General features: G+C 59.6%; 14 protein-coding genes and 1 pseudogene. 7 read left to right on the forward strand and 8 right to left on the reverse strand.

Annotated elements, in window-relative coordinates; all coding sequences use genetic code 11:
- Window positions 1–75 precede the first annotated feature (75 nt).
- The 5 genes from HCU66_RS23185 to HCU66_RS23205 all read left to right on the forward strand — a co-directional run bounded on the left by HCU66_RS23185 (window position 76) and on the right by HCU66_RS23205 (window position 5,250).
- A complete protein-coding gene (locus HCU66_RS23185) occupies window positions 76–771 on the forward strand; it encodes an HPP family protein (RefSeq protein ID WP_205890762.1) in 696 nt (231 codons plus the stop codon).
- Window positions 772–1,140: 369 nt separating this feature from the next.
- Window positions 1,141–2,763 carry an acyl-CoA dehydrogenase family protein gene (locus HCU66_RS23190; RefSeq protein ID WP_205890763.1) on the forward strand — a complete coding sequence of 541 codons (1,623 nt, stop codon included), beginning with the start codon at window positions 1,141–1,143 and terminating at the stop codon, window positions 2,761–2,763.
- A gap of 2 nt (window positions 2,764–2,765) precedes the next feature.
- Window positions 2,766–3,992 (forward strand): cytochrome P450, encoded by a 1,227-nt coding sequence (locus HCU66_RS23195; RefSeq protein ID WP_205890764.1) that lies wholly within the window; start codon window positions 2,766–2,768, stop codon window positions 3,990–3,992.
- A gap of 3 nt (window positions 3,993–3,995) precedes the next feature.
- Entirely contained in the window at window positions 3,996–4,400 is a 405-nt protein-coding gene (locus tag HCU66_RS23200) for a RidA family protein (protein ID WP_205890765.1), read from the forward strand.
- The gene (locus HCU66_RS23205; RefSeq protein ID WP_205890766.1) at window positions 4,393–5,250 is read left to right on the forward strand and encodes an alpha/beta hydrolase; all 858 of its coding nucleotides are present in this window, start codon (window positions 4,393–4,395) and stop codon (window positions 5,248–5,250) included. The genes HCU66_RS23200 and HCU66_RS23205 overlap by 8 nt, the downstream gene beginning before the upstream one ends.
- A 183-nt stretch (window positions 5,251–5,433) precedes the next feature.
- On the opposite strand, the gene astA is transcribed toward HCU66_RS23205, so the two are convergent.
- The 7 genes and pseudogenes from astA to HCU66_RS23240 all read right to left on the reverse strand — a co-directional run bounded on the left by astA (window position 5,434) and on the right by HCU66_RS23240 (window position 11,339).
- Window positions 5,434–6,468, reverse strand: coding sequence for an arginine N-succinyltransferase (gene astA, locus HCU66_RS23210; protein ID WP_205890767.1), 1,035 nt, complete (start codon window positions 6,466–6,468; stop codon window positions 5,434–5,436).
- On the reverse strand, window positions 6,465–7,421 hold the full coding sequence (ctlX, locus tag HCU66_RS23215) for a citrulline utilization hydrolase CtlX (RefSeq protein ID WP_205890768.1): 957 nt from the start codon (window positions 7,419–7,421) through the stop codon (window positions 6,465–6,467). Before ctlX ends, astA begins: the two co-directional genes overlap by 4 nt.
- A 287-nt stretch (window positions 7,422–7,708) precedes the next feature.
- Window positions 7,709–8,188, reverse strand: a complete 480-nt coding sequence (locus HCU66_RS23220; protein WP_205890769.1) for an Lrp/AsnC family transcriptional regulator — start codon at window positions 8,186–8,188, stop codon at window positions 7,709–7,711.
- Window positions 8,189–8,200: 12 nt separating this feature from the next.
- Window positions 8,201–8,962, reverse strand: a complete 762-nt coding sequence (locus tag HCU66_RS23225) for an ABC transporter ATP-binding protein (protein ID WP_205890770.1) — start codon at window positions 8,960–8,962, stop codon at window positions 8,201–8,203.
- A gap of 56 nt (window positions 8,963–9,018) precedes the next feature.
- Window positions 9,019–9,729 carry an ABC transporter permease gene (locus tag HCU66_RS23230; RefSeq protein ID WP_205890771.1) on the reverse strand — a complete coding sequence of 237 codons (711 nt, stop codon included), beginning with the start codon at window positions 9,727–9,729 and terminating at the stop codon, window positions 9,019–9,021.
- On the reverse strand, window positions 9,726–10,451 hold the full coding sequence (locus HCU66_RS23235; protein WP_205890772.1) for an ABC transporter permease subunit: 726 nt from the start codon (window positions 10,449–10,451) through the stop codon (window positions 9,726–9,728). The genes HCU66_RS23230 and HCU66_RS23235 overlap by 4 nt, the downstream gene beginning before the upstream one ends.
- 76 nt (window positions 10,452–10,527) lie before the next feature.
- Window positions 10,528–11,339: pseudogene (locus HCU66_RS23240) on the reverse strand (transporter substrate-binding domain-containing protein).
- Window positions 11,340–11,811: 472 nt separating this feature from the next.
- Between HCU66_RS23240 and HCU66_RS23245 the strand changes: the two are divergent.
- On the forward strand, window positions 11,812–12,918 hold the full coding sequence (locus HCU66_RS23245; RefSeq protein WP_205890773.1) for an enoyl-CoA hydratase/isomerase family protein: 1,107 nt from the start codon (window positions 11,812–11,814) through the stop codon (window positions 12,916–12,918).
- Window positions 12,919–12,921: 3 nt separating this feature from the next.
- Window positions 12,922–14,073, forward strand: a complete 1,152-nt coding sequence (locus tag HCU66_RS23250) for an acyl-CoA dehydrogenase family protein (protein ID WP_205890774.1) — start codon at window positions 12,922–12,924, stop codon at window positions 14,071–14,073.
- A gap of 77 nt (window positions 14,074–14,150) precedes the next feature.
- Here HCU66_RS23250 and HCU66_RS23255 read toward each other — a convergent pair whose 3' ends face one another.
- A complete protein-coding gene (locus HCU66_RS23255; protein ID WP_205890775.1) occupies window positions 14,151–14,924 on the reverse strand; it encodes an enoyl-CoA hydratase in 774 nt (257 codons plus the stop codon).
- Window positions 14,925–14,978: the final 54 nt, after the last annotated feature.

A 14,978-nucleotide genomic window follows, 5' to 3' on the forward strand; every position in this document is an offset into this window, starting at 1 on the left:
CACTTCAAAGGCTTTCCGGGTATCCGGACAAGCCTTTTTTTTGCCCAGGTTTTCGTCAAAGGATCGATTGTCGTCATGCTCGCTCGCTGGTTTCCCGCCGCCATCAACACCCGCCCCTCCGAATGGAGCCGCGCCGCGATCGGCATGGCCCTGGGGACGATGTTCAGCGTGTGGGTTTGCGGTCAGGTGTTCGGCCTCGATGTGGCGCTGCACCTGATCGGTCCGCTGGGCGCTTCGGCGGTGCTGTTGTTCGCCGTGTCCTCCGGCGCACTGGCCCAGCCGTGGTCGATTCTTGGCGGTTACCTCTGCGCGGGGGTGATCTCGCTGCTGGTCGCTCACGTACTCGGCCGCACCCTGGGCAGCGCCTGCCTAGCAGCGGGCATGGCGCTGATTCTGATGTGCTGGCTGCGTTGCCTGCACCCGCCGGCCGGGGCGCTGGCGTTGCTGTTGGTGTTGGCCGACCCGGCGACCATCGCCATGGACTGGAAAGCCCTTGGCCCGGTGATGCTCAGTGGCTCGACGATGTTGCTCAGCGCATTGGCCTACAACAACCTGACGCGCATTCATTACCCCAAACGTCCCGCCGAACCGACCCCCCTCATGCCCGCAACCGACAGCCAGGCGATCACCGCCGAAGATCTGCGACGGGCGCTTGCCGACATGGAGGCCTTCTACGACGTCACGCCTGAAGACCTCGAGCAGTTGATTCATGCCAGTGAGTTGCATGCCAGGCGTCGTAGCATCGGCGAAGTCTTGTCCCGCCGCACATAGCCCGAGACCGCGACCAATGGTCAAGTCGTTCGCTTGCCAGTCGAGCATCTGCAGCTAGAGTCAAACGGGTACCGCACAGAGTTGTCTGCCTTTCACTACGAAGTCTGGCTCGCCGTAATGTCCAGTAGCGATGACACAGGAAGTCTGGCTATGGAGAAACACTCAACGTTGTTGGGTGGCGATGCTGGCTTTGCGCTTTGACAGAACCGCACCTCCTTGTAAAACACCGCGATTGCTTCGCGTAACCTGCTGTCCGCAAGAAAAATTGCGCCTGCTGTGGCAAGGCGTTCGCGTATGCTCTGCCCCGCCAGCTCTCTGACTCTGGTGGTTTCGAAACTGTTTTTTCGAAATCTACGAGAGGAATGTTTCATGAGCGACTCACTGCTGAAATTGCTGGGCACTCCCCTGTTCGATCCCAGAAAGCGCCACCATCTTGCGCTGCGCGACTACATGGACGTGACCATCGAACGTATGCGCACGATTGTGCGCGATGGCCTTGTCACCAATGACATGTGGTTGGGGCAGCCCCGCCAGTCGGACTTCCGACAGATGCATGAGCACACCGGGATTGTCGGCGCTTATGACTACGCGTTGCTCTCTTCCATCGTCGACCACATGATTGCCGGCAACGCATTGTTTTCGCAGGGAGATACGCTGCAAGTCGCGCGCTATCGTCAGGAAGTCATCGAAATGGGCGCGGTGTATGCCTTTGGCTGCACGGAGATCGCCAGTGGCTCCGATGTGCGCAATCTGCAAACCACCGTCATCCACGACCCGCAGCAACGTTGTCTGATCTTGAACTCGCCCTCCCCGGAGGCCTGCAAATTCTGGATCGGCAATGCGTTACACGCGGCGCAGGTGGTCATGGTGCTGGCACGTTTGATCGTCAACGGCGAGGACGAGGGACTTCACTGGTTCCGTGTGCCGATTCGCAAACAGGAAAACGGCCCGTTACTGCCTGGAGTCAGGGTCATGACCTGCGATCCCAAGGGCGGTATCCACGCCAATCAAGTCGCCGGCATCCGTTTCTGCAAGATGAAGCTGCCGCTGGACGCGATGATGCAACGGCATGCCAGATTCTCCCAGGCAGGACTATTTACCAGTGACGTTCCCAAGAGCGAACGCCTGACCCGCGCCATGGAAACGTTCATTCAAGAGCGTTTGTTTCCCCTGGCTGCTGCCCGCGGCGGCGCAAGTCTGTGCATCTATCTTGCTTACCGCTTTGCCTGTCATCGCTTGGTCAAAACCACCTCGTCCAGCGAACCGCTCCTGGTCAAACCGCTGATTCGACAACGACTGTATGTCGAGCAACTCAAGGCCCTGGCTCTGAAACTACTGGAGCAGGCAATCCTGGAGCGCTTCGAGGCAATGTGGGATCACTCGGGCAAGCGCACCGAACTGCACATTCTCGCAGCCGTCGCCAAAAGTGTCGGCACTTGGGTCGGACTCGGTGTCATGCGCGCGTGCAGGGAAATTTGCGGTTCTCAGGGCTTTCACCATAACAACCAGATTGTCACGTCGTGCATGGATCACGAGATTAGCGTGACATTCGCAGGCGACAACAGTGTCCTGGCGTACCAGGTGGCCAGGGATGCGGTGACCCGCCCGCATTTTGACTCCCTGTCCACTGGCAACATCGCCCAGCGCATCGAAAAGAAAATTGTCGAACAGTGTCGCAATGCAGGTGAAATCTCCCACCGCCAGGCCGTGGAGCTGACGTTCGCCCGCGCATTGGGTCTGATTATCCACGAGGGCAAGCGCAATCAGCTCGTATCGCCACAAACACTTGAGGACCTTGTGCGGGTGTTTTCCCCTCAATTGAACGAATGGGGTTTGTCCGCCGACAGCGGCGACCTGAATCGTCACGCCACTGAAGCTCAGCTGGCCCTGATAAACGACCTATTGAAACCACCACCCGAGCTGGTCAGCGCTCCCATTGACAGTGCGGATTACATCAAGCAATTCACAATGGCGCTGTATGAGGAGCAATGATGATGGACATTCAATCGCTGCCCGATTTTTCGAATCGCGACACGGTTCGTGATCCCTACCCCGCCTACGCCTACTTGCGAGACCATCATCCGGTGTACTGGTGCGATCACTTAAAGGCTTGGCTTCTGACCCGCTATTGCGACGTCTTCGCCGCCCAGGGAGATGTCAAACGCTATTCCTCCAACCGCATGCAACAACTGGTCGACGCTCGGGTGCCCCCAGAAAAACGCGGGCAACTGGCAACGTTCGTCAAACTTGCGTCCCAATGGATGTACTCCCAGGACGGAGACATTCACAAGGCCAGTCGCAACCTGCTGGGTAAAGCCTTCACGCCCCGCTCCATCGAATCATTGCGGCAAAGCATTCAAGACATCACCGATCGGGAGTTGTCCCGGCTGGAACCGTCAACCGACTTGAAAGCCAACCTGTTCGACCGCATTCCGGCGCTGATCCTGGCCATGCTCTATGGCATTGCGAGTGAAGAGGCGTTGAAACTGCGGCGCTGGATGAAAGACATTGTGATGTTCCTGGGCGGTAGCCTTGACCCCGGCTATGGGCCTGAGCAAGCGCTAGAAGGCGTTGAGGAAATGTACGTGTATTTCGCCGCCATCATCGAACAGCGGCGAAAACAGCCTGAGGACGACCTGGTCAGCCGGGTGCTTGAGGCCAGTCAGGACAGTGCTTCAAGCAATGATGAGGTACTGGCGCAGATCGTCTTTATCCTGGTCGCAGGCTACAACACCAGTGCTGACCAGCTCTGCATCGGACTGTTGCACTTGCTTGAGCATCCAGAGCAACTCGAAGCCCTCAAGGCAGACCTGAACCTTGTTAAACCGGCCATTGAAGAGATGCTGCGCTTCGATGCCGCCGGCTCATTGAGTCATCGGGTGCTCAATGAGGACGTCACGATCGGCAATGTAACGATGAAAAAAGGTGACCTGGTGTACCTGATACGTGCTTCCGCCAATCGTGATCCCGCGAAATTCACCGACCCCGACGCGTTCGATATCCGCCGCACGAACAACGATCACCTGGCGTTTGGACGGGGCGAGCATTTCTGCATGGGCACGGCCTTGTTCCGCCTGGAGGCCGAGATTGTTTTTACTTCGCTGTTCAAGCGATTTCCCAAGTTGAGCCTCATAGCCGGCAAACCTGCGATCTGGCGTACCAATAACTTGCAATTCCGGGGTTTGAAGGAGCTACCGATTGATCTGGGCAAAGGAGTTTGAACAATGGAATTTGAACGTGTTTTTTCCGCAGCACCGTGGGAATCCAAAGCTTGCTACTGCAGGGCTTTAAAAGCGGGCGATACGATTCTGGTGGGCGGTACGGTGGCTTTCGATGATCAGGGCAACCCCTTCAAACCGGGTGATGCATATGCCCAGACTCTGCGCTGTCTGGAGATCATTGAAGCGTCCCTCAAGCAACTGGGTGTGGACCGCACCCGTATTACCGCAACACGTATGTACACCACCGACATGGATTTGTGGCCGCAAATAGCCAAGGCACACAAGGAGTTTTTCGAAGGCCATCCACCGACGACGATGCTTCTGGAAGTCAGAAAGTTGATCGCCCCTGAATATTTGATTGAGATCGAGACTCAGGCCCGTGCGGGTAAGGAGTCCAACGATGACTGAAACATTCCTGAGCGTAGAAAACGCCAGAACAGCGTTGCGCAAGTCGCTGGTGACCGGCGTTCGCGACCTGTTGATCGAGAGCCATGGCCGACCGCTACCGCTACGCCTCTACACCCCACCCGGCCAAGGCCCCTTTGCTGTATTGATGTTTTTCCACGGCGGCGGCTGGGTCACCGGCGATCTGGACACCCACGACGGCTTTTGCCGGCTGATGTGTGAATGGGCAGGCTGCGCGGTGGTGGCTGTGGACTACGCCCGGCCTCCGGAACATGTGTTCCCGGCTGCGGTGGAAGATTGCTGTACGGCCACGGACTGGGTTGTCGAACAGGGGGCGAATCTGAGGCTGGACACTTCGCGAATGGCGGTGGCCGGCGGCGGTTCGGGTGGAGGACTCGCGGCGGTCATTTGCCAATGGGCCAGTGCGCAAGGTAAGCCTCGGCTCATGTTCCAACTGCTGCTTTACCCCTTGCTCGATTGCCTGGCCCAAAATCCTTCCCATGAAGAATTTGCAGAAGGATACGGGCTGACCGCAAAAATGCTCGAGTGGTATATCGAACACTATGTGCCGGAGGGTGTGTCCCGCGCCGATCCGAGGCTTTCCCCGCTGCGCAGCAAATGCCTGCATGGTTTGCCAAAGGCGCTGATCATCACCTCAGAGCGTGATGTGTTGCGGGACGAAGGCCGAGCCTATGCAGATCGGCTCAAGGAGGCCGGTGTGCCGGTACAGCACAAAGAGTATCCGGGCATGCTCCACGGCTTTATCAATTACCCGGCGAAACATGATGACGCTAAACGGGCGCTGCTTTTATGCGCCCAGGCGCTGCAGATGCAATTTCGTGGTGAAGTGTAACCGGCAGCCCCTGACCCCTTGTAGCAGCTGCCGAGCCTGCGAGGCTGCGTTCGGCTGCGAAGCAGTCGTAAAACCAAATATTGCGGTACATCAAGCAGACCGAATCAGCTGGATTCACGACTGCTGCGCAGCCGAACGCAGGCTGCGCCAGCTGCTACAGAGCACAGCTCGTCACAGGACTCACTAGGCTGCAGACTGCTGCCGCACCGGCACCGCCAGGCTCACCGCGCGCACCGATGCACCGGCACTCAAGCCCAATGTGTTCGCCGTCTGCGCATCGACAATCAAGGTCCCGGCGGCGACCCGCGCCGGGGCTGCGGTAATCCGGCAGTCGGCAAACTGGCGGTTGTGAATCAGGTACGTCGCGGCGTGTTCACCGGGTGTGCCGATGCTCAGTTGCAACACCTGACTGTCGCGCACCGCGCGGATGTCGCCGGTGGCGCATTCGATCAGCGGGCCGCCATCAAAGATATCGATGTAGTCCCGGTGCTCGAAGCCTTCCGCCTTGAGCATCCCCAGTGCCGGTTCGGTGTTGGGATGCACGCGACCGATGACCGCGCGTGCCGCTTCAGGCAACAGGCAGGTGGGCAACGGAAACTTGGGCATCAGTTCGGCGATAAAGGTTTTGTTGCCAAGGCCCGTCAGGTAGTCGGCGTCGGCGAAATTCATCTTGAAGAAGTGCCGGCCCAGACCTTCCCAGAACGGAGAGACACCCTCTTCGTTCGAATAACCGCGCATCTCAGCGATCACCTTGTCACCGAAGTGCTGACGAAACTCTGCCAGAAACAGGAAGCGTGCCTTGGACAGCAAGCGGCCATTCAGACCGCTGCGGTGATCGGCGTGCAAAAACAGTGAACACAGTTCCGAGTGGCCGGTCATGTCGTTGCCAAGGAACAACGTCGGCAGTTGCTGATTGATCCCGAGGTTCTTCGACGCGGCGACAAACAGGCCCAGTCGATAGTTGTACCAAGGCTCGCGCAGACCGACAGCGCCCGCCAGCGCGCAAATACCTATCGCTTGCTGCTGGTCGTTCTCCAGCACAAACAGGTAGTCGGCATCAGCGCGCTCGGCCTCGCCGGCGAAGGTTTTCGCCGCCCATTCCAAGCGCTGGGTCAAGCGTGCCGCATCGGCCGGCAAGGTGGTCAAACCGGTCCCGGCGCTATGGGCCAGGGCTAACAGTGCCGGCAAATCTGCCGGTGTTGCAGGACGGACGATCATTGCACTTGCTCCTGGGCCGCTTTCGGCTGACGTTCAAATTGACGTTTGGATAGAAAGACTTCGGCCAACATGCAGCGCGCGCTGCCGCCGCCGATGCGTTCGATGGTGTCGATGTTCACCGGCAGCGGCGTGGCGTGGGTCTCGATCAAGCGGCGCTGAGCGGCATCCAGCGATTGCCAGGCCGTGCGCGACATCACCAGCAACGGTTCGCCCTCGGTGTTGTGGACTTCCAGCATGTTGCCGGCGAACGACTCCAGTTGCGCCCAGTCCAGGGCGATCACCTGCTTGCCGCTGGCTTCGAGCCGAGCGCGCAAGGCCAGGCGTTCTGCCGGGTCAGCGACGGAGGCCAGGCACGCAATGGCCAGCCGAGTGCCGACACTCATCATCACGTTGGTGTGATAAATCGCCACGCCCTGGCGGTCCACTGCATTGAAGGCGCACAGCTCATAACCCAAATGGTCGACCAGTTGCTCCAATGCCCGGACGTGAGTGCGTGTCGAATAGCCGGCGTAACAAATCCGCTGCTGGCGATCCAAAACCATGCTGCCGGTGCCTTCGAGGAACACCTCCTGCTGCTCCAGGGTGGAAAGATCCAGCAACTGCTCGACCCGGTATTCGTCCCGCAGCCAGTCGAGCACACCCTTATCGCGCTCCAGACGCCGGTTGTGGCCCTGCATCGGGTACAGCACCAACGTGCCGTCGGGGTGGCTGCTCCACCAGTTGTTGGGGAAGATCGAATCGGGGGTGTGCGGGGCTTCGCGGTCGTTATGCACCAGCACCTCGACGCCATGGTTGCGCAGCGCGGCGACGTAGCCATCGAACTCTTGCAAGGCCTTGAGCTGCACATCCTCGGACGCCTCGGCCGGGCGCTGGAAACGGTTGTTCGCCGCCGTGTCCTGATTGAACGAGAAACGTGTCGGGCGAATCATCAAAACGGTATTGGTGGTTTGCATGGGCACAGATTCAATGAGGGTTGAGAGGTGCTCATTGTCTGTTTCGGCGGCGGAAAAACCCGGTTGTTAAGGGCTGGCGATGTGATGGAAATGGCTGAAAAACGGGGTTGGGTCAGCCGATTCGGCCCCCTGTAGCAGCTGCCGAGCCTGCGAGGCTGCGTTCGACGGCGAAGCCGTCGTGAAGTCAGGCTATGCGGTATTTCAGGACAACCGCGTATACAGGATTTACGACGGCTACGCCGCCGAACGTAGCCTCGCAGGCTCGGCAGCTGCTACAGGGCTACGGCTTATTCCATCGTGGTCTTGACCATCGCCAGTTCCGGATGGCTGACCAGCTTATCAATGTGCAATTCCGGGTCATCAAACCAGACTTCAGTCAGCACCCGGTAATGCTCCATGTCCCGGCAACGCATGCGCAGGCTGTAGTCGAACGCGCCGCTGATCAAGCGGCATTCCAGCACCTGCGGACAACCACGGACCTTGGCCTCAAAGGCCTTTTGCGCCGACCGCCCACTCTGGTTCGACAACGCCACCAACACCAGCAGCGACAGCCCCGGTGTCAGTTTTTTTTCATCGAGAATCGCGCCGTAGCCACGGATAACCCCGAGCTGTTCGAGCTTGCGCACCCGCTCCAGGCACGGCCTGGGCGTCAGGTGCACGCGCTCGGACAGCTTTTGATAAGTGATGCGCCCTTCGTGGCGCAGCACTTCGATGATGGCCTGATCAATACGATCAAGCACAATCGACATATCGCGGATATCCGCCATGTACGTCTTGCCTCACTTCAAACGACCCGATAGGAATTGCTGTAACCGTTCACTTTTTGGCTGGTCGAGGATGGTTGCATCACCTTGCTCCTCGACCCGCCCCTGATGCAAGAACAACACCTGGCTGGACACTTGCCGGGCAAAGCCCATTTCGTGGGTCACCATCAACATGGTCCGGCCCTCTTCGGCCAGCGCCTGAATCACCTTCAACACCTCGCCCACCAGCTCCGGATCGAGGGCCGAGGTCGGTTCGTCGAACAACAGAATCTCCGGCTCCACGGCCAGCGCCCGGGCAATCGCGACCCGCTGTTGCTGACCGCCGGACAGAAACGCCGGGTATTGCTCGGCCACCCGTTGTGGCAAACCGACCTTGTCCAGATACGCTCGTGCGCTGTCTTCGGCGGCCTTGCGGCTGACACCCAGCACCCGACACGGCGCCAGTATGATGTTTTCCAGTACGGTCAGATGGCTCCACAGATTGAAATGCTGGAACACCATCGCCAGGCGTGTGCGCAAGCGCTGCAATTGCGCCGGATTGGCGACGCGCATGCCGCCGGCACCCGGACGGGTGATGATGCGCTCGCCGTCCAGTACGATGGCGCCTTCGTCCGCCCGCTCCAGAAAGTTGATGCAGCGCAGCATGGTGCTTTTACCCGAACCACTGGCGCCGATCATGCTCACCACATCGCCAGCCTGTGCGTTCAACGAGACGCCCTTGAGCACTTCATTGTCACCAAAACGTTTGTACAGATTTTCAACCGAGAGTTTGTACATGCATGAGTCTCCTGCAGCAGCGCCTGCTTCGACGCCGCTCTGGATGAAAAGGGGAATTAGTGCGCCGGCCCGAGGAAGCTCAACCAACGCTTTTCTGCCAGGCGGAACGCGCCGACCAGCCCGAACGACAGTGCGAGGTACAGCAGGCCGGCAACGCCGAAGGCCTGAAAGGTCATGAACGTCGCGGCATTGGCGTCCCGGGCGATTTTGAGGATGTCGGGAATGGTCGCGGTAAACGCCACCGATGTGGCATGCAACATCAGGATCACTTCGTTGCTGTAATACGGCAGCGCCCGGCGCAAAGCCGACGGCAGAATCAGGCACAGATACAGGCGCCAGCCGCTCAAGCCATAAGCATGGGCGGCCTCGATTTCGCCGTAAGGAATGCTGCGAATCGCTCCGGCGAAGATTTCCACGGTGTAGGCACAGGTATTGAGCGTGAACGCCAGCAACGTGCAATTCATCGCATCGCGAAAAAACGCTTCGAGCAGCGGTTGCGAGCGGACCACGGCAATGCCGTAGATCCCGCTGTAGCAAATCAGCAGCTGGATATACAGCGGCGTGCCGCGAAACACATAGGTGAACAGCTGAACCGGCCAGCGCAGCAGGCCCCAGCGTGAGGTTCGAAGGATCGCCAGCGGCAGCGAGAGGAAGAACCCCATCACGATGCTTGCCACCAACAGCCACAAGGTCATCGCCAATCCAGTGAGGCTATAGCCGTCGCTGAACAGAAAGGGTTGCCAGTATTCGGCAATCAACTCGATCATCGCGCCATCCCCCGCACGCCCTGGTTATAACGTCGTTCAAGCACACGCAATACGTAGGTCGACGCGCTGGTGATCAACAGATACAGCGCCCCTGCCAGCAGCAGGAAATCAAGCATGTTGAAAGTGCTTTTTCCGGCTTCCTGAGCGACTTTGACCAAATCTGACAACCCGATGATCGACACCAGCGCCGTGGCCTTGAGCAGCACCAGCCAGTTGTTGCCCAGGCTCGGCAAGGCGAACCGCATCATCTGCGGGAACACCACGAAGCGAAACCGCTGCCAGCGGCTCAGGCCAAAGCACGCGGCGGCTTCCTGCTGGCCGCTTGGCACGCTGAGGATCGCCCCGCGAAAGGTCTCGGTGAAATACGCGCCGTAGATGAAACCCAGGGTGACGACACCAGCCACGAACGGATCGATTTCCATGTAAGCCCAGCCCATGGCCTCGGTCAGGCTGCTCAGCCAGCCTTGCAGGCTGTAGAAAATCAACAGCATCAGCACCAGGTCCGGCACCCCGCGAATCAGCGTCGTATAGAAAGTGGCAGGCAGGTTCAACAGCTTCAGCGGCGACAGCTTGGCTGCCGCGCCGAGCAGCCCCAGCGCCATGCTCACCAGCAGTGACAGCGCCGACAATTTGAGGGTGACCCAGGTGCCATGCAGCAATAAGGGGCCATAGCCTTGCAGGGCCGAAAGATCGACCCCGATCAGATTCAGGAAGGAGTTCACGCCAGTCACCTGTCTTGAGGCGCCCGCTTGCAAGCGCTGCGCCTGTTACCAGGACGCAGCGTTCGGGGCGCGAGGATCAGTTGTTGTAGAGGTCCAGATCGCCGAAGTGCTTGCGCTGGATCTGTGCGTAGATGCCCTTTTCATGCAGGGCCTTGATGGCGGCGTTGAGCATGCCTTTGAGTTCTTCGTTGTCCTTGCGCACGCCAATGGCGATTTCCGACGGCACCAGCGGGTCGCTGATGCCTTCGCTGTTCTGGAAGTCCGCTCCTTGCGGCGACGGCAGGAAGCTCATCTGCGCTTGCAGCTTGTCCTGAATCGATGCATCGAGACGCCCGTAAACCAGGTCGGCGTAAACCTGATCCTGATTCTGATAAGCGCGCAGTTTCACACCGCCCGGCGCCAGTTTGGCCTTGGCGTAGGTTTCCTGAATCGTGCCCTGCATGTAACCGATGGTCTTGCCCTGCAGCGACTCGGCGGTGGGCAACAAGCCGGAGTCCTTGCGGGTGACGATGGCGGTCGGCCCGGCATACAGGCGATCGGTGAAGTCGATCTGTTTTTTGCGCGCATCGGTCACGGTCATCGACGACTCGATGGCGTCGAACTTGCCCGCCTTGAGCGCCGGGATCAGCCCGTCGAAGTCATTGCTGACCCATACGCATTTCACCTTCAGCTCGGCGCAGATCGCATTGCCCAGGTCCACGCCGAACCCTTGCACGCCGCCATCGGCGNCACGCCGAACCCTTGCACGCCGCCATCGGCGGTGGTGGATTCAAAAGGCGGGTAACTGGGGTTCACACCAAAGCGCAGCTCTTTCCACTCTTTGGCGCTGGCGCCGGTGGAGCAGCACAGCAGAGCCAATGCCGGTAAGGTCAGCCATTTGATATTCATCTTCTAGAGTCCCGGATTATTTGGATTTATCGCGGCTTGGCGCCTGCGCCGCACCACACTTTTTGACAGGGGCAGAGAGTCGATGCGGCATTCACCGCAGCCGTATTTGTTGTTGTTTTCGACTGGGTCTAATCAGTCGTCGGGGTGCAGTCCATTCCAGGCGCTTGATCGCAAGTGCTTGAAATGGACCGCCAGAATGCCAATTGCCTGGGGGCCACGGGTGTCGTAAGCCCCTGTCCAGACAGCTCAACTGCGCTGAACGAAGGGTTTTCACAGCCGATTCTGTCGTTGCTGGCCGGATGGGGTTAAGGATCAAAAGAAAGAGCAAAAAATCACTGCCTTCCCTTAAGGCAAAAATGCAGACAGCACCTGCACGTATCCCGGTTGTACATCACAAATTTGCACTGTTACGATCCAGCATCGCTCGCGCGCGAGCTTCTCTATAAAGAACAATAAAAGCAGGGAGTTAGTGATGACTGCTCAGGTTTCATCCCCGGGGACACAGTCCATGGATGCCACACAAAACGACGTGTTGGCCGAGGTTCGCAATCACATCGGTCACCTGACCCTCAATCGCCCCGCCGGCCTCAACGCCATTACCCTGGACATGGTCCGCAGCCTGCAACAGCAGCTCGATGCCTGGGCACAGGATCCGCAGGTGCACGCGGTGGTGTTGCGCGGTGCCGGCGAGAAAGCCTTCTGTGCCGGCGGCGATATCCGCTCGCTGTACGACAGTTTCAAAAACGGCGACACACTGCACGAAGACTTCTTCGTCGAGGAATACGCCCTCGACCTCACCCTCCATCACTATCGCAAACCGGTCCTGGCCTTGATGGACGGCTTTGTGCTGGGCGGCGGCATGGGGCTGGTGCAAGGCGCCGATTTGCGGGTGGTCACCGAGCGCAGCCGCCTGGCGATGCCGGAAGTGGCCATCGGTTATTTCCCCGACGTCGGCGGCAGCTACTTCCTGCCGCGCGTTCCCGGTGAGCTGGGCATTTATCTGGGTGTCAGCGGTGTGCAAATCCGCGCCGCCGATGCGCTCTATTGCGGCCTGGCTGACTGGTACCTGGACAGCGAAAAGCTGGGCACGCTGGATGAGCGACTCGACCACCTGCAATGGCACGACACGCCGCTCAAGGACCTGCAAGGCTTGCTGGCAAAACTCGCCGTGCAACAATTGCCGGCAGCCCCCCTGGCGGCGTTGCGGCCGGCCATCGATCACTTCTTCGCCCTGCCCGATGTGCCGAGTATGGTGGAACAACTGCGTGCAGTGACCGTCGCCGACAGTCATGAGTGGGCCATGGCCACCGCCGATGTGCTGGAAAGCCGTTCACCGCTGGCCATGGGCGTGACCCTGGACATGCTGCGGCGCGGTCGGCACTTGGGCCTGGAACAATGCTTCGCCCTCGAACTGCACCTGGATCGCCAGTGGTTCGAACGCGGCGACCTGATCGAAGGCGTGCGCGCCTTGCTGATCGACAAAGACAAGAACCCGCGCTGGAACCCGCCGACCTTGCAGGCGCTGGACGCCGAGCACGTCGCGAGTTTTTTCACCGGGTTTGACCAGAGCGGGAGCTGAGCCATGCACGATATCGAATTGAGCGAAGAACAAGTGATGATCCGCGACATGGCCCGGGATTTTGCCCGAGGCGAAATCGCGCCCCACGCACAAGCCTGGGAAAAGGCCGGCTGGATCGATGACGGTCTGGTGGCGAAGATGGGCGAATTGGGTCTGCTGGGCATGGTGGTGCCCGAGGAATGGGGCGGCACCTACGTCGATTACGTGGCCTATGCGCTGGCAGTGGAAGAGATTTCCGCCGGTGACGGCGCCACCGGTGCGCTGATGAGCATCCACAACTCCGTGGGCTGCGGGCCGGTGCTCAATTACGGCACCGAGGAACAGAAACAGGAATGGCTGCCGGACCTCGCCAGCGGTCAGGCCATCGGTTGCTTCTGCCTCACCGAACCGCAAGCCGGTTCCGAAGCCCATAACCTGCGTACCCGCGCCGAACTGCGTGACGGCCAGTGGGTGATCAACGGCGCCAAGCAATTCGTCAGCAACGGCAAACGGGCGAAGCTGGCGATCGTTTTCGCCGTGACCGATCCAGAGCTGGGCAAACGCGGGATCTCGGCATTCCTGGTGCCGACCGCAACAGCGGGGTTCATCGTCGATCGCAGTGAACACAAGATGGGCATCCGGGCTTCCGATACCTGCGCCGTCACCCTGAACAACTGCACGATTCCTGAGGCCAACCTGCTGGGCGAACGCGGCAAAGGCCTGGCCATCGCCCTCTCCAACCTCGAAGGCGGCCGCATCGGCATCGCCGCACAAGCCCTGGGCATCGCCCGTGCGGCGTTCGAAGCGGCACTGGCCTACGCGCGGGATCGGGTGCAGTTCGACAAGCCGATCATCGAACACCAAAGCGTCGCTAATATGCTGGCCGACATGCAGACCCGGCTGAACGCCGCGCGCTTGCTGATCCTGCACGCCGCGCGGTTGCGCAGTGCCGGCAAGCCGTGTCTGTCGGAGGCGTCACAGGCCAAATTGTTTGCTTCGGAGATTGCGGAAAAGGTCTGCTCGTCGGCGATCCAGATTCATGGCGGGTATGGGTATCTGGAGGATTACCCGGTGGAGCGCTACTACCGGGATGCGCGGATCACGCAGATTTATGAAGGGTCGAGCGAGATACAGCGGATGGTGATTGCCAGGGAGTTGAAAAACTATTTGGTGTGACCGTTAAAAGCTTCGCTGGCAAGCCAGCTCCTACGGGAGCGAGGCTTGCCCGCGAAGACGTCCGTGAGGACGCTACATCACTTGCCTTGGAATTCGGCCTCACGCTTGGCAATGAACGCCGCCATCCCTTCCTTCTGATCCTGCGTGGCAAACGCCGCATGGAACACCCGGCGCTCAAAGCGCACGCCTTCGGACAGGCTGACTTCAAAGGCGCGGTTGACGCTTTCCTTGACCATCATCGCAATCGGCAGCGACTTCTTCGCGATCAGCGCCGCGACTTTCAGCGCTTCTTCCACCAGCTCATCCGCCGGCACGATGCGCGCGACAATCCCGCAACGCTCCGCTTCCACCGCATCGATCAAGCGCCCGCTCAGGCACATCTCCATGGCCTTGGCCTTGCCCACGGCGCGGGTCAGGCGCTGGGTGCCGCCCATGCCTGGCAGCACACCGAGGTTGATTTCCGGCTGACCAAATTTTGCGTTGTCGCCGGCCAGAATGAAGTCGCACATCAGCGCCAGCTCACAGCCACCGCCCAAGGCGAAACCGTTGACCGCGGCGATGATCGGCTTGCGGCGGTTGGCCACGCGATCACTGTCGCTGAACAGGTCGTCGAGGTAGATCTGCGGGTAGGTCAGCTCGGCCATTTCCTTGATGTCGGCACCGGCGGCGAAGGCTTTTTTCGAGCCGGTCAGCACGATGCAGCCGATGTTCGAATCGGCTTCCAGACCATCGAGGGCGTGGTTCAGTTCGCTGACGATCTGTGCATTCAACGCGTTCAGCGCTTGCGGGCGGTTCAGGGTGATCAGGCCGACGCGGCCGTGGGTTTCCAGCAAAATCGTTTCGTAGTTCACGTATTGGTTTCCTTCTCAAAGATTGCGCGAAATGACCATGCGCTGAATGTCGCT

The organism is Pseudomonas frederiksbergensis (assembly GCF_017114915.1).
In the GTDB taxonomy this organism is placed as follows: Bacteria; Pseudomonadota; Gammaproteobacteria; order Pseudomonadales; family Pseudomonadaceae; genus Aquipseudomonas; species Aquipseudomonas frederiksbergensis_I.